Below are 19,710 nucleotides of genomic sequence, written 5' to 3' on the forward strand. Positions count from 1 at the left end.
TAATTTTTTATCAAAAGGAAAAAAAATGACTAATATTATTCAAGAAATTGAACAAGAGCAATTGAAAGAAAACATACCTCATTTTCGTCCTGGAGACACAGTTGAAGTAAAAGTATGGGTGATTGAAGGTTCAAAAAAACGTCTTCAATCTTTTGAAGGAATAGTCATTTCGATAAAAAATCGTTCTTTAAACTCATCTTTTACTGTTCGTAAAGTTTCTAATGGTGAGGGAATTGAACGTGTTTTTCAAACTCATTCCTATAGTATTGACTCTATCTTTGTAAAAAGAAAAGGAAAGGTAAGAAAAGCAAAATTATATTATTTAAGAACGCGTACTGGAAAATCTGCACGAATTAAAGAAAGAATCGAATAAATTAGTTTATTAAAAAAATATTGAAATATGCAGTCATGACCTTATTCTTGACTGCACCAGTATATATAGAAAATAAAACTTTTTATTTTAAAAAATTAAACAGTTCCACCTACAGTCAACTTTTCTAATTTTATAGATGGCTGACCGATTCCTACTGGAATATTTTGACCGTCTTTTCCGCACATACCCATACCTTGATCCATTTTTAAATCATTTCCAACCATTGATATTTGTTGCATTACTTCTAAACCAGAGCCAATAAGAGTAGTATTTCTAATTGGTGAAAAAATTTTGCCTTTTTTTACCAAATATGCTTCTGAAGTTGAAAACACAAATTGTCCAGAAGTAATATCAACTTGCCCTCCAGAAAAATTAATAGCGTATATTCCATAATCAACACTATTAATAATATCTTCTAATTTAGATTTACCAGGTATCATATAAGTATTCGTCATACGAGGCATAGGTAAATGAGAATAAGATTCACGACGTCCATTACCAGTAGATTTTGTATTCATTAAACGAGCATTAAGTTTGTCTTGCATATATTTTTTTAAAATACCGTTTTCGATCAGTACATTACATTGTCCTGGAACTCCTTCATCATCAATATTTAATGAACCACGTTGGTTTTTCATTGTTCCATCGTCAATTATAGTACATAATTCTGAAGCCACTTTTTTTTCAATCATATTAGTAAAAATTGAAGTTCCTCTTCTATTAAAATCACCTTCTAAACCATGTCCTACTGCTTCATGTAATAAAACACCAGGCCATCCAGATCCTAAAACAACAGGAAATGTACCGGAAGGTGCTTCGTGTGAAGATAAATTTAATAAAGCTATACGAACAGCTTCCTTTGTCCAATAATCAATTCTATTTTCTCCAAAACAATCATCTTGAGTTATGAAGAAGCTATAATTAGTACGACTTCCTCCTCCACTTCTGCCTTTTTCTCTCCTACCTCTTTCTTCGACTAAAACACTAACAGAAAATTCAACTAATGGTCTTATATCTGTAGCTAGATTACCTTCAGTAGAAACAACTAAAATTTCTTCATATGATCCACTTAAATTGGCGTTTACCTGTACAACACGATTATCGGTCTTACGCGCTATATGATCTACTTTATAGAGTAAATTAGTTTTTTCACTAGATGTAAACGTTTTTAACGGATTAATAGGATCATAAAAAAATTTTTTTTCTTGATTTAATAAAGGTTTAATTTTTATTTTTTCTTTTTTATCAAAAATACTTTTTGCCATATGAGCACTTTTTCTTACTGCATCTATTGATATTTGATCAGCATATGAGAATCCTGTTGTTTCTCCAGAAACGGCTCTTACACCTACTCCTTGATCTAAATGATAATCACCTTCTTTAATAATTCCATTTTCTAGTGACCAAGACTCACAAATACGAGATTGAAAATAAAAATCTCCATAATCTATATTATGAGTGCAAAAATCTTCTAGACAAGAAAAAACATCTTGATGATTTATTTGATTTTTAGTCAATAAAGACTCAGTAACTAATTCTAATGTCATTTGAATTCACTTTTTAAGTTAAAATTTTTTATTGTATATTTATTATACAATATTTTTTAAAGAAATAAACAATATTTTTTATAGATATTATTGTATAATATCTTTAAAATTTTTAATAAAAAACTCTAAATGGGGATATTTATTTAAGATGATAATGAAAAAAAATATAAACGTATTGTTGATAAATGGACCGAATTTAAATCTTTTAGGAGATAGAGAAAAAAATATTTATGGAGATAAAACTTTATCTTGTTTAATAAATGACTTAAAAAAAAGATCAGAAATACTAAATATATCATTAAATGATATTCAATCTAATGCAGAACATGTAATAATTGAAAAAATACATTCTGCTAAAAAAGAAAAAATTGATTATATCATAATTAATCCTGCTGCATTTACACATACAAGTATAGCAATTAGAGATGCATTAATTGCTGTTACTATTCCATTTATTGAAGTTCATATTTCAAATATTTATGCAAGAGAAAATTTTCGTTCACATTCATGGTTATCTGATATTTCTAAAGGTGTTATTACAGGTTTAGGCCTTGACGGATATTTTTGGGCACTAGAAACGATATCAAAAAGATGTTGTGTATAAAATAGAGATATAAAAAGATTAATTTCAAGTTGCACCTTCTGTACTAAACAAATTATAGAAAGTGCAATAGGATTTAAAACATAGGATTTAATATTATTTTTAAATTAATTCATACCATACCTTTTCAATTTTTTTCGCAAGGTACTTCGATTAATACCCATAATAGAAGCGGCTCGTGTTTGATTTCCGCGCGTATGTTGCATTATTATGTCTAATAATGGTTGTTCTAGTTCAGATAAAACTAATTGATATAGATTACTGACACATTGGCTTTTATCTAAATGTAAAAAATAATTTTCTAAGGATTTTTTTATTAATATACGTAAAGGTTTTTTTACAGTTTTATCTTGTTTATCTTTAGTATTAATAACTAAAAATCCTGTATCCATTGACTCTTCTGACATAGATTGATCGACTCTTTAATCTTTTTTAATGTGTATATATTATTAATTAAATTCTTTATTAAAACAATAAATCATAATTTGAAAAAAATGATGTGTTATTTAAAAAATTAATTATTTTCAATCTTGTTTAAGATATTATATATTTATTTCTTTAAATATAAAAGAATGTCTTTCATATCTTGTGGCAAGGAAGCTGACCAACTCATTACTTTTTGAGTAAAGGGATGAATAAATTCAATGTAATCAGCATGTAATGCTTGACGAAACAAATTAAATTTTCGATAAATGTTTCTATTTTCTTGAAAATAGTTACAACCATAATCAATACCACCATATAAAGGATCTCCTAAAAGAGGATAGCCAATATGTAACATATGAACACGAATTTGATGTGTACGACCAGTTTCTAATCTAAAAGAAACGTGTGTATGAAATTTAAACCGATTAATTATTTTATAATGTGTAATAGATTTTTTTCCTAAAGAATCAGTTGTCATACATATTCTTTTAAAAGGATGACGCATTATAGGATAATTAACAATGCCACCTGAAATCATGTTTCCTTTGATAATACCTTGATATTTTCGAATAATTTTTCTTTTTTTTAGTAATGTAACTAACTTATTATATGAAAAGATTGTTTTTGCAATAACCATTAATCCACTTGTATCTTTATCTAAACGATGAATAATTCCACATCGAGGTATACTACTAATATTAGTATAACGATATAGTAATGCATTTAAAATTGTTCCATCTTGATTACCCGCTCCTGGATGAACAACTAAACCAGGAGGTTTATTAATAATTAGTATATTGCTATCTTCGTAAATAGTATTTAATGCAATATTTTGAGGTAAATTAATAGGTAATTTCTCATCTGTAGAATAAATAGTAATTTTTTCGCCACCTAATATTTTTTTATCAGGTTGATTTTCAATTTTTCCATTAATATAGACATTATTCATAATAATCCATTTTTTTAAACAGGAGCGTGAATATTGCATAAAAAGTTTAGATAAAATTTGATCTAGTCTTTTTCCTGAAAAGCCCATGAAAGGTACACAAGCACTTAATTCTTTTTTTTCCAATGTAATAACCCTTATTTTTTAATAAAATATATTTATATAAATCTAAATCTTTAATTTTTACAAAATATGATATTCTATAATCTTACTGAAATTAGTAGTAATTTATGTAGTATTAAATATAAATATGATTCAAAAAAATTTTTATTAATTTAAAGAAAAACACTAATGAAAAAAAAAAATACTGTATTTATTTTTATGATATTATTTTTAAGTTTTGCAATATATTCTAAAAATTTAAAAAATTATAATCTTATATTAAATAATTATTTGTATCAAAAATGCAGAAAAGAATTAAAAGAGAAAAATTTTTATAAAGCAATATTTGATCTAAAAAAAATTGAAAATAATCATGCTATTAATTTTAATAACGATAAAATTAAAATGAATTTGATTTATGCTTATTATAAAGTTTCAGACTTCAATACAGCTGAAAAAAATATAGAAGAATTTATTAAAAAATATCCGAAACATTTAAATATAGACTATATCTTTTATATACAGAGTTTAATTAATATATCTTTAGATAAAAAAATATTTCACAACGTTTTTCCTATCCAAATTTATAAAAGCAATCCTATTTACGCAATTAAAGCATTTTTTCAACTTAAAAAGTTCGTTTATAATTATCCTAATAGTATATATGTTATAAATGCAAAAAAAGATTTATTTTATTTAAAAAAACGTTTATCAGAACACGATTTAACAATATTAAAATATTATTTTTATCACAAAAAATATATAGCAGTTATTAATCGCGGAGAAGAAATACTTCAAAAATATCCAGAAACATCAGCTGCAATAGATACACTTAAATATATGGAAAAATCTTTTCTTGCATTAAAAATTTTTGATACAGCCAAAAAAATATCTAAAATTATTTTATTAAATAAAGTGTAAATTTTTTTATAAATAAATTAATTTTTATTTTTAATATTTAAGTAAAAAAAATGAAAAAAACAACAAATGAAATAAGACAAAGTTTCTTAAATTTTTTCAAAGAAAAAGAGCATGTAATCGTTCCAAGCAGTTCTTTAATTCCAGAAAATGATTCAACATTACTTTTTACTAATGCAGGGATGAATCAATTTAAAGAGTATTTTTTAGGTCAAAAGAAAAAATTTTATCCACGTGTTACAACTGTGCAAAATTGTTTGAGAACTGGAGGTAAACACAATGATTTAGAAAATGTAGGCTACACCAAAAGACATCATACATTTTTTGAAATGCTTGGTAATTTCAGCTTTAATGATTACTTCAAAAAAGAAGCCATTACGTATGCATGGGAATTACTTACATCAAGAAAATGGTTTAATATAGATAAAAATAAATTATGGATTTCAGTCTATGAAGATGATGAAGAAACATATAAAATATGGCGTGATATTATACGTATCCCTTGTCATCATATTGTAAAGATAGGTAGTAAAAACAATTCTCAATATGATTCTGAAAATTTTTGGCAAATGGGTGAAACTGGACCTTGTGGTCCATGTACAGAAATATTTTATAATTATGATGATTCAAATAAGTCTAATGATTTTTTAAAAGATAAAAATGAAAGTTTTATAGAAATTTGGAATATTGTTTTCATAGAATTTAATCGTATTTCAAAAACAAAAATAGTACCTTTGATAAATAAATCCATAGATACAGGTATGGGTTTAGAAAGAATATCTGCTGTCTTACAAAACGTGCATTCAAATTATAAAATCGATATTTTTCAAAAATTAATACAAAAAATATCTAACTTTACTGAAATAAAAGATTTAAATAATATTTCTTTAAAAATAATAGCAGATCATATTAGATCTTGTGCGTTTCTTATTGCTGAAAACATTTTGCCATCTAATGAACATCGAGGCTATGTTTTAAGAAGAATTATCAGAAGAGCACTGAGACATGGTCATAAAATTGGAATAAAAAATAATTTCTTTTATAAACTAGTTCCTAGTCTAATAGAAATTATGGGTGATTCTGCAAAAATATTGAGAAAAAAAGAAAAAATAATAGAAGAAACATTAAAAATAGAAGAAATACAATTTTCTCAAACACTTGATAAAGGTTTAAAAATACTAAATGCAGAAATAAAAAAAAGCACTAATAAAACAATTTCTGGAAAAACCGCATTCTATCTTTATGATACATTTGGCTTTCCTATTGATTTAACATCTGATATTTGCAGTGAAAAAAATATAAAAATTGATTTTAAAGGTTTTAATATAGCTAAAGAAGAACAAAAAAAAAGATCTAGTATAAAAAACAAATTTTATAAAGATTATAATAAAGATATCATTATTAATGATACATGTATATTTGAAGGTTATAAAAAAAATAAAACAAAATCATTAGTAAAATATATTTTTATAAAAAATGAGTCTGTTTTTTTAATTTATAAAGGTCAAACCGCAACTATTTTTCTTGATAAAACATCTTTCTATCCAGAATCTGGTGGGCAAATAGGTGATATAGGTGAATTGTATCACAAAAAATCGCGCTTTATAGTAGAAAATACAAAAAAATATGGAGATACAATTGGACATTATGGAAAGTTAATTTCAGGTAAAATTATTGTTAATGATTCCATATATAGCAAAATTAATCACGTTTATAGAAATGCTATTCAATTAAATCATTCAGCAACACATTTACTTCATGCTGCATTGCAAAAAGTTTTAGGAAAAAATGCTATTCAAAAAGGCTCTTTAGTAAGTAATACACATTTAAGATTTGATTTCTCTTATTCTGGAAATATAAATTTATCTCAAATACAGAACATTGAAAATATCATTAATAAAAAAATTCGCAGTAACGATTTAATTAAAATTAAAAATCTAAGCTTAGAAGAAGCTAAAAAGAAAAAAGCTATAGCATTATTTGATTACAAATATCAATCTTCTGTACGAGTTGTATTTATAAAAGATTTTTCCATAGAACTGTGCGGAGGTACTCATACGAAAAGAACTGGAAATATTGGATTATTTAAAATTATAGAACAATCAAGTGTATCGTCAGGAATTAAAAGAATTGAAGCAGTAACTGGACAACAAGCAATAGATTATTTGCATATTAAAGACAATGATATGCAAAACATATCTTTTCTTTTAAAATGTCAAAATTCTAAAATAACAGAAAAAATAAAAAAAATAATAATACAAGTTGAAAAGTTAGAAAAAAAAACAGACCAATTGCAGAAAAGAGAAAATATATATCAAATTAAAAAATTAAGTAAAAAAATTAATAATATTAAAGGAATAAATTTATTAATTAATACATTTACCAATTACGATCAAAAATCGATGAAAATGATAATTGATCAATTAAAAAAAGAACTAAAAATCTCAATAATTATATTTATAAATAAAAACAAAAATGATTTTACAGTTATTATTAGAGTTACGAAGAATTTAATTAATTATATAACTGCATTAAAAATCATTAATATTTTTATTAAAAAGGCTAATGGTAAAGGAGGAGGAAAAAAGGAAATTGCTGAAGGAGGAGGTATGAACATAAAAAAATTACCTATGATTTTAAATTACATAAAATCGTGGATAACAATACAATTAGAAAACATAAAAACAAAAAATTTTAATAATTAGTATTCAATTATTCTTAATTAAAATTGAAAAACTCGTTTTATATTTTATAATTATTTTTTAAATAAATTACTTATAATTAAAAAAAATTTTTTGTAATGATATACTATTAAAATATTTTATGATTTGTGTTGAACCCGATCTTATTTATGAAGACAGGAACCAGATGGGTTGAAATCTTTTATTTCAAGGAAAAAAGAATGCTTATTCTAACTCGTCGAGTTGGCGAAACATTAATAATTGGCGATGAAATAACTGTAACAGTACTAGGAGTTAAAGGTAACCAAGTTCGCATTGGTGTAAACGCCCCTAAAGAAGTTTCGGTACATCGTGAAGAAATATATCAACGTATTCAAGCTGAAAAAAAACAAAAAAAAAGTTGATAATAAATACTGCATCTTACTTACTTTAGGTAAGATGCCTTTTTTTATAAGAAAATTTTTTAAAAAAAAATTGACTTATATCAAAAAAAAAGTAAAATTAAAATAATAAAAATTTCCTTTAGTCAGGTGAGATGGCCGAGAGGATTAAGGCGCTCCCCTGCTAAGGGAGTGTGCAGAAATAATCTGCATCGAGGGTTCGAATCCCTCTCTCACCGCCATTATTATACATGACGTTTAATAAATTCAAATTGCATCCGTAGCTCAGTTGGATAGAGTACTCGGCTACGAACCGAGCGGTCGGAGGTTCGAATCCTTCCGGATGCAAAAATAATAATCCAAAAATGTCCTAATCAAGCAGATACCATAAAAAATAAATCCTTAAAAATTAATACATTTAAAAAAAGATAATCTTTTTAAAAAAATTAAGGAGTAAAAATTGATAGAGGATATCTCAAAAAAAATTTCTTGGCTAGAAAAAAATCCTGAAATAATAAAAAATATTTTTCGAGGTATTGAACGCGAAACTTTAAGAATTAAAAAAAATGGAAAATTTTCTAATACTAAACATCCTTATTTGCTTGGCTCGCCTTTAACACATAGATGGATTACAACTGATTTTTCAGAAAATTTATTAGAATTTATCACACCTACTAGTAGTAACATAGATTATTTAATAAAATTTTTAAAAAATTTACATTCTTTCGTCTCATATAAAATAAAACATGAACGAATGTGGCCATTTAGTATTCCATATCTTTATAATAAATCAACAGCTATTAAAATAGCTGAATACGGAACCTCTCATCTTGGAAAAATAAAAAATATCTATAGAAAAGGTTTAAAAAATCGATACGGTGATTTAGTAAATACTATCTCAGGAATACACTATAATTTTTCTTTACCTAAAATATTTTGGAAGAATTGGAAAAAGTCTGAAATAAATCTAAAAAATGAAGATTATATTTCGTCTGGTTACTTAAATTTAATTCGTAATTATTATCGATTTGGATGGGTTATTACTTATTTATTTGGAGCATCACCTGCAATATCAAAATATTTTTTAAAAGATAAAAAATACAAATTTAAAAAAAATATAGAAAATATACTATATTTACCGTGGTCAACTTCATTAAGATTAAGTGATATTGGATATACTAAAACACCTACTATAAAACTTAATATTATGTTTAATGATTTAAAATCATATATTAAATCTTTACGAAAAGCAATAAATACACCTTCAAAAAAATTTTCTAAAATAGGAATAAAAGATAAACAAGGCGAATTTCTACAATTAAATACAAATATATTACAAATGGAAAGTGAACTTTATACCCCAATAAGACCAAAAAGACAAACTAATCCTGGCGAATCACTTTTAGAAGCTCTCGGAAAAAGAGGTATTGAATATATAGAAATACGTTCCTTAGATATAAATCCATTCTCCTCAATAGGAATAAATAAAAAACAAATACTTATACTAGATTTATTTCTAATCTGGTGTGCACTGATTCATGCACCTCAGATGAATAAAGAAAACTTTTTAGTAAATAATAAAAATTGGAACAAAATTATTTTTGAAGGAAGAAAACCTCATCAAAAAATTTATATCAATAGTCAATATGAAACAAAAACATTAATTGAAATTGGGCAAATAATTTTTCAAGATTTAAAAAAAATTGCTAAAATACTTGATTATCAATCTAAAAATTTTGAATATCAAAAAGCATGTCAAGAAACGATACTTTTTTTTAAAAATCCAGAGTTAACTTATTCAGCAAAATTTCTACAACTTCTAATAAAACATGGCATAAAAAAAACTGGATTAAATTTAGCAAATAAATATCACAAAGAATTTATTAATAGATATAATTATAATTCAGAAAAAAACATCTTAGAACGGGAAACTATACTTTCGCATAAGAAGCAAAAACAGATAGAAAATAATGAAATTTCATTTAAAAAAAATAATTTCTCCCATGCTAACAATTAACATGGGAAATAATTAAAAATCAACATAATTTTCCGTATTAAGTTCATTTTACTATACTAGTAAATACATATAATATATTTAATTTATTTGTTTGCTATAAGAAAAAAATACCAATAATTTTTACTGCAATAATTCGTCTACTTTATCTAATTTTTCCCAAGGAAACTCCTCCCTTCCAAAATGTCCGTATACTGCTGTATTAAGATAAATTGGTCGAAGCAAATCAAGCATTTCAATTAATCCATAAGGACGTAAATCAAAAATGTTACGTACTAAATTAATTAAAGACTTATTACTTATTTTCCCTGTTCTAAAAGTTTCTATCATAATTGAAGTAGGTTCAGCAATTCCAATAGCATATGATAATTGAATTTCACAACGATCTGCTAATCCTGCTGCAACAATATTTTTAGCTACATATCTTGCTGCATAGGCAGCAGAACGATCCACTTTTGAAGGATCTTTACCAGAAAAAGCACCTCCTCCATGTCTTGACATTCCACCATAAGTATCAACAATAATTTTACGCCCTGTTAAACCACAGTCTCCCATAGGACCTCCAATAACAAACCTACCTGTAGGATTTATAAAAAATTTTGTATTTTTAGTTAACCATTTATTTGGTAAAACTGGTTTTATAATTTCTTCCATAACAGCTTCTTTTAAAACATCCTGCGTAATACTTTCTTTATGTTGAGTAGAAAAAACTACGGTATCTATTCCAATAATACGTCCATTTTTATATTTAAATGTTACTTGGCTTTTAGCATCTGGTCTAAGCCAGTGTAAAATATTTTTTTTTCTTAACTCAGATTGTTTTTTTACTAATAAATGAGCATAGGTAATAGGTGCAGGCATTAAAACTTCTGTTTCATTAGTAGCGTAACCAAAAATAATCCCTTGATCTCCTGCTCCTTGTTCTAAGGGATTACAACGATCTACCCCTTGGGTAATATCAGGAGACTGCTTTCCTATAGTACTAAGTACTGCACAAGAATTCGCGTCAAAACCTGTTTCAGAATTAATATAACCAATATTGTTAATAGTATTTCTAGTAATTTCTTCAACATCAACCCAAGCTGTAGTTGTAATTTCACCTCCAATTAAAACCATACCTGTTTTTACATAAGTTTCACAAGCTACTCTAGCTTTTAAATCTTGTTTAATAATTTCATCTAATAAAGCATCAGAAATTTGATCTGCAATTTTATCAGGATGTCCTTCTGAAACTGATTCTGATGTAAAAAGATATTCAGTCATTTTTTTATTTACCTTTTTTTAAAATTATGAAATATTAAAAAATATTTCAATGAAAGATATGCTAATATTTCTATCTAATTTAGAATATTATTAAAAATAATACTTGATTAAAGTATGTATTTAAAATAAAAAATAAAGAATTTATTATTTAATAAAATTAAATTTTGAAAAAGATAAAATAATATGATAAAAAAAATAATTTTTATAATAATCAGTATATTTTTTTTTTGTATTCGACTAAAAAAAATAGTTTCAAAAAAAAATATATACAAAATTTTCAACAAGTTAAAAAAATTGCAATTAAAATTCACAAAAATGCACCTGGATCGTTTTATTGCGGATGCAAAATTATTTGGAGTGGAAAAAAAGGCATACCTGATTTATCAACATGCGGATATAAAATTCGAAAAAACAAAAACCGAGCAACAAGAATTGAGTGGGAACATGTAGTACCAGCATGGGAATTTGGACATGATAAAAAATGCTGGAAAAATGGAGGACGAAAAACATGCATAAAAAATAAACTATATCAAAAAATTGAATTTGATCTTCATAATTTACAACCTGCTATCGGAGAAATAAATGGAGATCGATCTAATTTTAGATATGGTCAATTAAATAATTATACTAAAAAATATGGCAAATGTAACATAAAAATAGATTTTCAAAAAAGAATAGTTGAACCACCTAAAAGAGCTAGAGGGACGATAGCTCGAACTTATTTCTATATGAGTAAAAGGTATAAAATTAAATTGTCTAAAATAGAAAGAAATTTATTTAAAACGTGGGATATTAGCTTTCCTGTAACTAAATGGGAATGCGAAAGAGAAAATTTAATCTTTCAAAAACAGGGAAATCATAATAATTACATTTATAAAAAATGTAAAATTTATTATTCAAAAATAAAAAATTAAAAAATGAAAAAACGTATCCCAAGAATTTATATCAAATATTTTTTACAAATTAATCAAGTAATATCATTATCGAAATCTTATACGCATTACATAAAAAAAGTACTACGGATGAAAAAAAAAGATAAATTAGAAATATTTAATAATACTAATTATATTTTTTTTTCTGAAATATTAGAAATAAATAATCACACAATAGAAATAATTATTTTAAAAAAACAAATAAAAAATCTTGAATCACCGCTGTTAATTCATTTAGGACAAGTGATATCAAAAAATGAAAAAATGAATTTTTCTATCCAAAAATCTGTTGAGCTGGGAGTAAATACTATTACACCATTATTTTCAGAATATTGTAACTTTCAAAATAAATTAATATGTTTTCCAAAAAAAAAAATACATTGGGAAAATATAGTAATTTCTTCTTGTGAACAATGTCATCGTAATAATATTCCTGAAATTAAAAATCCAGAATATATACTTCCATGGTGTAAAAGAACATATGAAAATGAAACAAAAATAGTTTTTAGTCCAAGTGCTACTTTCACTATTAATGAATTGCCTGAAAAAATCAATTGTGTTCGATTATTAATCGGTAGTGAAGGTGGATTTTCATTTTTAGAAATAGAAAAAATAATTCAATATGGATTTATTCCTATTAAATTAGGACCTAGAATTTTAAGAACAGAAACAGCTGTAATTGCAGCAATTACTGCTTTACAAATAAAATTTGGTGATTTAAGTTAATTTTGATGAAAAAAGTGTATTTTATTAGGTGTTAAAACAATAGGTAGGGAAATATCCCAAGGCTGTCTAGGTATGTAATTTACGAACTGAAAATCATAAGCCATTCCTATTGGAATAAATTTTTTTCTTTCCCAATTTTTTAAAAACTGATCATAAAAACCTCCACCCATACCTAGGCGCACACCTCTACAATCAAATGCTACTAAAGGTACTATTATTAAATCTAAATCTGATTCTAAAATAATATCTTTCATATTATAAAAAGGTTGTAATATGTTATATTGATTATAATATAAAATAGATTTACAAGTAAACGGCACAAAAAATAATTTTCTTGAATAACTAGAACTTACTATAGGAAGAAATACATTTTTATTGTTTAACCATAATTTTAAAATTAAGGGATATGTATTTATTTCTCCATCAAATGATAAAAAACAAGCAATGTTTTTAGCATTATAAATAATATTACAATTAAATGCAGTTCTCACAATTTTATTTGATTCATCATATTTTTTTGTTAACGTTACTGAATTGCGTACTATTCTAATATAGGAGCGAATTTCTTTTCGATTTTGTGAACGTTTAGTCGACATAATAATCTATATAAATTATATTATTGATAGGTTTCAAACGGTTTTAAACGGTTTTAAACGTTAGTAGAATTAATTTTTGATAATCTCAACTCCTTTTTGAGTACCTATTAAAACAACATCTGCAACTCTCGAAGCAAATAAACCAACGCTAACTACTCCAGGTAGTGAATTTATTTTTTTTTCTACTGATATAGGATCATTTATAAATAAATTGTAAACATCTATAATTACATTACCATTATCTGTTATAATATTTTCTCTTAATTTTGGCTGTCCTCCTATTTTTAATATTTCTTTTGAAATATAAGAAAATGCTATAGGAATAATTTCAATAGGCAATGGAAAAGTGCCTAAAATATTTACTTTTTTTGATTCATCAATAATACAAACAAATTTTTTTGACATCGCAGCAATGATTTTTTCTTTTGTCAAGGCTGCTCCACCACCTTTAATCATTTGCATGTCATTATTAATTTCATCTGCACTGTCTACATAAATTTCTAAGAAGTCAAAGGTATTTAAATCTAATACCCTTATCCCGTTTTTTTTCAATAAAACCGTAGAAGAATTAGAACTAGAAACAGCTCCAGATATTAAATGTTTTACTGTACTTAAAGCTTGAATAAAATAAAAAACAGTACTACCTGTTCCTACTCCTATAACAGTTCCAGGATAGATATAATCTAGCGCAGCCCATGCCGCTTTTTTCTTTAATTCATTTAAATTCATAGTATAAAAAACCTATTTTATTTTAAATAAATATTCTAAAATAGAAAAGAATAATAAATTTTTAATGTCATTAAATTAACAATTTAATTTTGTAGTTTTATCAAAATAAAAAAAATAATTTATATTTTTAGAAAAAAAATTTTTTTATGTTTAGAGAAGAAAAAAGATATTTCTAGAATGGCTGGGGTACCTGGATTCGAACCAGGGATGCCGGTATCAAAAACCGGTGCCTTAACCACTTGGCTATACCCCATTATCATTACATATTTTCTTGGAAGAATATTTTATTAATATACGGGAGGCGAGATTTGAACTCGCACACCTTACGGCGCCAGAACCTAAATCTGGTGCGTCTACCTATTTCGCCACTCCCGCTACTAAAAATAGTGGCTACGACGGGAATTGAACCCATGACCCCAGCGTTATGAGTGCTGTGCTCTAACCAACTGAGCTACGTAGCCTGATTAAAAATAGAAAATATTTTTTAAAAAAATAATACTTTCTTTATTTTATAATATAAAAAATAAATAATCAATATAATTATTAATGTAAAATAAGTAATTTTTTATATAAAAAAATCAAATGAGATTTAAAAAAATGAACAATAAAATAGAAAAAAATGATAATAATTTTATTTATAAAATTATTAATGAAGATTTCAAAAAAAATAAAAATTTGTTATTGCATACGCGTTTTCCTCCTGAACCTAATGGATATCTTCATATTGGACATGCTAAATCAATATGTTTAAATTTTGAACTTGCAAATGTATACAATGGATATTGTAATCTTCGTTTCGATGATACAAATCCAGTTAAGGAAAACATCAAATATATAAACTCAATCAAAAACGATATTAAATGGTTGGGTTATCAATGGCATAAAAAAGTTCGTTATTCTTCTGAATATTTTCCAATACTGTATGAATATGCTAAAGAATTAATTCAAAAAGGTTTAGCATACGTAGATGAATTAACAAAAGAAGAAATACGTGAATACAGAGGCACTTTAAGTACCGTAGGAAAAAATAGTCCTTATAGAAATAGAAGTATTACAGAAAACTTAAAATTATTTGAAAAAATGAAAAAAGGAGAATTTAAAGAAGGAGAGGCATGCTTACGTGCAAAAATTAATATGAGTTCTTCATTTATTGTTATGCGTGATCCTGTATTATATCGAATTATTTTCTCTACACATCACCAAACTAAAAAAAAATGGTGTATATATCCTACATATGATTTTGCTCATTGTTTATCTGATTCTATTGAAGGTATAACTCATTCTTTTTGTACATTAGAATTTCAAGACAATAAAAATTTATATAATTGGATTTTAAAAAATACTAGTATCAAGCATTATTCAAAACAATATGAGTTCTCTAGATTAAATCTAGAATACTCAATTTTATCTAAAAGAAAAATTTCAATTTTAATTGAAAAAAAAATAGTTAACGGATGGGACGATCCAAGAATACTAACTATTTCTGGATTGAGAAAAAAAGGATATACAGCATCTTCTATTCGTGATTTTTGTCATAGAATTGGTATCACTAAACAAAATAATTTAATAGAATTTTCTATGCTAGAATATTGTATTAGAAAAGAACTAAACAAAAAAGCAATACGTACTATGGCTGTATTAGAACCAATTAAAATATTTCTATATAACATAGATAATGATCATGAAGAAAAATTAATAGTTCCCAATCATCCAAAACATCTACATTTAGGGACTCACGAAATTATCTTTACAAATACAATATATATTGAACGAGAAGATTTCAAAGAAAAATACGATAAAAAATATAAAAGATTAAAAATTGGAGAAGAAGTTCGTTTAAGATATGCATATATAATAAAAGCAGAAAAAATAGAAAAAGATGAAAGTGGTAATATTATCAAAATAATATGCTTCTGTGATATTAACAGTTTAGGGAAAAAACCAATTAATAGAAAAAATCCTGCAGTAATACACTGGATTGCAGTAAAAAATTCATTTCCAGCTAAATTTAAATTATACAATCAATTATTTAAAATAAAAAATCCTGATCAAGAAAAAAATTTCTTATCTTATTTAAATTCTAATTCATTAATAGTAAAAAATGGCTTTGTCGAAAAAAAAATAGCTCAAAAAATAATAAAAAAAATGAGTAATAATTTTATAAAATTGTTTTTTCAATTTGAAAGAACTGGCTACTTTTGTGTAGATGAAGTTGATTCAAAAGAAAATAAATTAGTTTTTAATCGTACTGTTAGTTTAAAAGATTCATGGAATTTAAAAAAATGAAAAATTAAAATACATACTATACTTAATATCTTCAAATAAAATTTAAAAATTTTTATATTTGAAAATCTATTGAATTTATTTTACTAAAATAATTTAATTAAATATTAAAATTTTAAAACTATCTATTCATTTTAACTGATATTTTTATATTTCGCATGACTAAAAATTATATTTTTATAACTGGCGGCGTAGTATCATCTTTAGGAAAGGGTATTGCAGCTGCTTCATTGGGAGCTGTATTAGAAGCTCGAAATTTAAAAATAACTATTATGAAATTAGATCCATATATTAATGTTGATCCAGGAACAATGAGTCCTATTCAACATGGAGAAGTCTTTGTTACTGAAGATGGTGCGGAAACAGATCTAGATTTAGGTCATTATGAACGTTTTATTCGAACAAAAATGACATGTTTAAATAATTTTACTACTGGAAGTATTTATTCTGAAGTTTTAAAAAAAGAAAGAAGAGGTGATTATTTAGGTTCAACTATTCAAGTAATACCGCATATTACTAATGCTATTAAAGATAGAATAATTTTATGCTCTAAAAATAGCGATATTATCCTTGTCGAAATAGGTGGGACAGTTGGAGATATTGAATCTTTACCATTTCTTGAAGCAATTCGTCAACTAGCCGTGGACATTGGGCGTAAAAATGTAATATACATACATTTAACACTTGTACCGTATATAAAAACAGCTGGAGAAATTAAAACTAAACCTACTCAACATTCAGTAAAAGAATTGCTATCAATTGGAATACAACCAGATATTTTGATTTGTCGTTCTCAAAAAACAGTTCCAATAAACGAAAGAAAAAAAATTGCATTATTTTGCAATGTTCCAGTGAATGCTGTAATCTCTTTAAAAGACGTAGATTCGATATACACAATACCAAAACTGTTAAAAGATCAAAAATTAGATAATTATATTTGCGAATATTTTAAATTAAATGTCCCTCAAGCTGATTTAAAAGAATGGGAAAAAGTTATTTATGAAGAAAAAAATGCTAGTAAAGAAATTATTATTGGTATAATAGGAAAATATATAAAATTGCCTGATGCATATAAATCAGTAATAGAAGCACTTAAACATGCAGGATTAAAAAATAAAATTAAAGTAAAAATAGAGTTAATTAACTCTCAAGAAATAGAAAATAAAAATTTTAAATTATTACAAAATCTTAATGGTATTCTAATACCAGGTGGTTTTGGAGATCGGGGTATAATAGGAAAATTATTATCTGTTCAATACGCACGTGAAAATAATATTCCTTATTTCGGAATATGCTTAGGAATGCAAATAGCAATCATAGAATTCGCACAAAATGTTATAGGAATTAAAGAAGCGAATTCTACAGAATTTGATCCACAATGTAAATTTCCCGTGATCGATTTAATTAAAACTAAAAAAAATGATATAAAAGATACAAGACAAGGAAAAAAAAATAATAAATCTAATTTTGGAGGTACTATGAGACTAGGAAGTCAACCGTGCAAATTAATTTTTAATAGTTTGTCTAGAAAATTATATAAAAAAGATACCATTATAGAACGGCATAGACATCGATATGAAGTAAACAATTTTTTATTAAAAAAAATAGAAAAAAATGGATTAAAAATAGCAGGACGTTCTAAAAAAAATAATATAGTTGAAATCATAGAAATTTTTGATCATCCATGGTTTATTGGTTGTCAATTTCATCCTGAATTTACTTCTACACCGCGCGATGGACATCCATTATTCATAGATTTTATTAAATCAGCAAAAAAAAATAAAAAAAATAATTTTAAAATAAAGGTAAAAAATGTCTAAAATATTAAAAATAATTGGTCGTGAAATCATCGATTCTAGAGGTAATCCTACCATAGAATGTGAAGTTTTGCTTGAAGGAGGTTTTGTTGGTTTAGCTTCAGTACCTTCCGGAGCATCTACAGGTTCTTTTGAAACATGGGAATTAAGAGATCAAGATAAAAATCGATTTATGGGTAAGGGTGTGCAAAAAGCAGTAGAAATAATAAATAATAAAATTTTCTACTCTTTAAAAAATAAAAATGCAATAGATCAATTTGATATCGATCAAACCATGATTAATTTAGATGGTACAGAAAACAAATCTAATTTAGGTTCCAATTCGATTTTGTCAGTATCTTTAGCAACTGCTAAAGCAGCTGCATCTTCTAAGGGCATGCCTTTATATCAACACATTGCAGAAATTAATAATACACCAGGCGTATTTTCCATGCCTTTGCCAATGATTAATATAATTAACGGTGGAAAACACGCGAATAATAATATTGATATTCAAGAATTTATGATACAACCTATTTCAGCAAAATCCATTACAGAAGCTATACGTATAGGAGCAGAAATATTTCATTCATTAGGAAATTTACTAAAAGATAAAGGAATGAGTACTACAGTAGGCGACGAGGGAGGATATGCTCCAAATTTTAAATCTAATGAAGAAGCATTAAATGTAATTCAAGATGCAGTACACAAAACTAAATATAAGTTAGGAAAAGATATTACATTAGCTATAGATTGCGCAGCTTCTGAGTTATACAATAAAACTAGAAAAAAATACCAATTCATCGGAGAAGGAACTGAATTTAGTTCACAAGAACTAACTCATTATTTAAAAAAATTGTCTAATAAATATCCTATTATTTCTATTGAAGATGGACAAGACGAATCAGATTGGGAAGGTTTTTTATATCAAACAAAAGAATTAGGTAATTCACTGCAATTAGTAGGAGATGATTTATTTGTTACTAATAAAAATATCTTAAAAAAAGGAATAAAAAAAGGTGTTGCAAATGCAATTTTAATAAAATTAAATCAAATTGGAACATTAACTGAAACAATTGAAACTATTAAAATAGCAAAAAAATTTAATTATGGTGTTATTATTTCTCATCGTTCAGGTGAAACAGAAGATACATCAATAGCAGATTTATCAGTAGGAACAGCATCAGGGCAAATTAAAACAGGATCAATGAGTCGTTCTGATAGAACTTCTAAATACAATCAATTAATCAGAATAGAAGAAATATTAAATAAAAAAAGAGCGCCTTTCTACGGACTAAAAGAAGTAAAATCATCTTTTTAAAGATAAGATATATTCTTAAAGAGAATCAGGTATTTTAAAATATATGCCTGTTTCTCATTAACATAAAATACTAATC

Annotated in this window: 17 protein-coding genes and 5 tRNA genes; 13 read left to right on the forward strand and 9 right to left on the reverse strand. The window is 25.5% G+C overall.

From position 1 onward, the window contains the following. The first annotated feature begins 25 nt into the window (after positions 1-25). The gene (gene rplS / locus BUSG_RS01995) at positions 26-373 is read left to right on the forward strand and encodes a 50S ribosomal protein L19 (protein ID WP_011053903.1); all 348 of its coding nucleotides are present in this window, start codon (positions 26-28) and stop codon (positions 371-373) included. A gap of 95 nt (positions 374-468) precedes the next feature. On the opposite strand, the gene tldD is transcribed toward rplS, so the two are convergent. Then, complete coding sequence (gene tldD, locus BUSG_RS02000) at positions 469-1,920, reverse strand: metalloprotease TldD (RefSeq protein ID WP_011053904.1); 1,452 nt, start codon at positions 1,918-1,920, stop codon at positions 469-471. A gap of 154 nt (positions 1,921-2,074) precedes the next feature. Here tldD and aroQ point away from each other — a divergent pair, with 154 nt between their 5' ends. After that, entirely contained in the window at positions 2,075-2,524 is a 450-nt protein-coding gene (gene aroQ / locus BUSG_RS02005; RefSeq protein ID WP_044006091.1) for a type II 3-dehydroquinate dehydratase, read from the forward strand. A 104-nt stretch (positions 2,525-2,628) separates the two neighbouring features. On the opposite strand, the gene fis is transcribed toward aroQ, so the two are convergent. Then, positions 2,629-2,928: a DNA-binding transcriptional regulator Fis gene (fis, locus tag BUSG_RS02010; protein WP_011053906.1), complete on the reverse strand. Its 300-nt coding sequence runs from the start codon at positions 2,926-2,928 to the stop codon at positions 2,629-2,631. Between the two features lie 143 nt (positions 2,929-3,071). Continuing rightward, complete coding sequence (gene rluD / locus BUSG_RS02015; RefSeq protein ID WP_050702906.1) at positions 3,072-3,983, reverse strand: 23S rRNA pseudouridine(1911/1915/1917) synthase RluD; 912 nt, start codon at positions 3,981-3,983, stop codon at positions 3,072-3,074. Positions 3,984-4,184: 201 nt separating this feature from the next. Here rluD and BUSG_RS02020 point away from each other — a divergent pair, with 201 nt between their 5' ends. The 6 genes from BUSG_RS02020 (at position 4,185) to gshA (ending at position 9,991) form a co-directional block, all read left to right on the forward strand. Beyond that, positions 4,185-4,916, forward strand: a complete 732-nt coding sequence (locus tag BUSG_RS02020) for an outer membrane protein assembly factor BamD (RefSeq protein ID WP_011053908.1) — start codon at positions 4,185-4,187, stop codon at positions 4,914-4,916. A gap of 50 nt (positions 4,917-4,966) precedes the next feature. After that, positions 4,967-7,618 carry an alanine--tRNA ligase gene (gene alaS / locus BUSG_RS02025; protein ID WP_011053909.1) on the forward strand — a complete coding sequence of 884 codons (2,652 nt, stop codon included), beginning with the start codon at positions 4,967-4,969 and terminating at the stop codon, positions 7,616-7,618. A gap of 197 nt (positions 7,619-7,815) precedes the next feature. Beyond that, positions 7,816-7,998, forward strand: a complete 183-nt coding sequence (csrA, locus tag BUSG_RS02030; RefSeq protein ID WP_011053910.1) for a carbon storage regulator CsrA — start codon at positions 7,816-7,818, stop codon at positions 7,996-7,998. A gap of 125 nt (positions 7,999-8,123) precedes the next feature. Beyond that, positions 8,124-8,216, forward strand: a tRNA-Ser gene (locus BUSG_RS02035). Between the two features lie 32 nt (positions 8,217-8,248). Next, a tRNA-Arg gene (locus BUSG_RS02040) sits at positions 8,249-8,322 on the forward strand. 112 nt (positions 8,323-8,434) lie between these two features. Next, positions 8,435-9,991, forward strand: coding sequence for a glutamate--cysteine ligase (gene gshA, locus BUSG_RS02045; protein WP_011053911.1), 1,557 nt, complete (start codon positions 8,435-8,437; stop codon positions 9,989-9,991). Between the two features lie 120 nt (positions 9,992-10,111). Here gshA and metK read toward each other — a convergent pair whose 3' ends face one another. Continuing rightward, positions 10,112-11,251 (reverse strand): methionine adenosyltransferase, encoded by a 1,140-nt coding sequence (gene metK / locus BUSG_RS02050; RefSeq protein ID WP_011053912.1) that lies wholly within the window; start codon positions 11,249-11,251, stop codon positions 10,112-10,114. 218 nt (positions 11,252-11,469) lie between these two features. Between metK and BUSG_RS02055 the strand changes: the two genes are divergently transcribed. Then, a complete protein-coding gene (locus BUSG_RS02055; RefSeq protein WP_079169858.1) occupies positions 11,470-12,165 on the forward strand; it encodes an endonuclease in 696 nt (231 codons plus the stop codon). Between the two features lie 3 nt (positions 12,166-12,168). Then, positions 12,169-12,909 carry a 16S rRNA (uracil(1498)-N(3))-methyltransferase gene (locus BUSG_RS02060; protein WP_011053913.1) on the forward strand — a complete coding sequence of 247 codons (741 nt, stop codon included), beginning with the start codon at positions 12,169-12,171 and terminating at the stop codon, positions 12,907-12,909. On the opposite strand, the gene BUSG_RS02065 is transcribed toward BUSG_RS02060, so the two are convergent. The 5 genes from BUSG_RS02065 to BUSG_RS02085 form a co-directional block, all read right to left on the reverse strand. Beyond that, positions 12,906-13,505, reverse strand: a complete 600-nt coding sequence (locus BUSG_RS02065) for a 5-formyltetrahydrofolate cyclo-ligase (protein WP_011053914.1) — start codon at positions 13,503-13,505, stop codon at positions 12,906-12,908. The two genes, BUSG_RS02060 and BUSG_RS02065, sit on opposite strands and share 4 nt — an antisense overlap. A 69-nt stretch (positions 13,506-13,574) precedes the next feature. Next, a complete protein-coding gene (gene rpiA, locus BUSG_RS02070; RefSeq protein ID WP_011053915.1) occupies positions 13,575-14,234 on the reverse strand; it encodes a ribose-5-phosphate isomerase RpiA in 660 nt (219 codons plus the stop codon). 178 nt (positions 14,235-14,412) lie between these two features. Further along, positions 14,413-14,487: transfer RNA gene (locus tag BUSG_RS02075), tRNA-Gln, on the reverse strand. Between the two features lie 40 nt (positions 14,488-14,527). Beyond that, positions 14,528-14,609: transfer RNA gene (locus tag BUSG_RS02080), tRNA-Leu, on the reverse strand. Between the two features lie 12 nt (positions 14,610-14,621). After that, positions 14,622-14,695: transfer RNA gene (locus BUSG_RS02085), tRNA-Met, on the reverse strand. A 136-nt stretch (positions 14,696-14,831) separates the two neighbouring features. Here BUSG_RS02085 and glnS point away from each other — a divergent pair. From glnS to eno, 3 genes are all read left to right on the forward strand, one after another. After that, the gene (glnS, locus tag BUSG_RS02090; RefSeq protein WP_044006058.1) at positions 14,832-16,520 is read left to right on the forward strand and encodes a glutamine--tRNA ligase; all 1,689 of its coding nucleotides are present in this window, start codon (positions 14,832-14,834) and stop codon (positions 16,518-16,520) included. Positions 16,521-16,675: 155 nt separating this feature from the next. Next, positions 16,676-18,337, forward strand: a complete 1,662-nt coding sequence (locus BUSG_RS02095) for a CTP synthase (protein ID WP_011053917.1) — start codon at positions 16,676-16,678, stop codon at positions 18,335-18,337. Beyond that, a complete protein-coding gene (eno, locus tag BUSG_RS02100; RefSeq protein ID WP_011053918.1) occupies positions 18,330-19,634 on the forward strand; it encodes a phosphopyruvate hydratase in 1,305 nt (434 codons plus the stop codon). Before BUSG_RS02095 ends, eno begins: the two co-directional genes overlap by 8 nt. Positions 19,635-19,710 lie beyond the last annotated feature (76 nt).

Origin of the sequence: Buchnera aphidicola str. Sg (Schizaphis graminum), from assembly GCF_000007365.1 — a bacterium.
Taxonomy (GTDB): domain Bacteria; phylum Pseudomonadota; class Gammaproteobacteria; order Enterobacterales; family Enterobacteriaceae; genus Buchnera; species Buchnera aphidicola.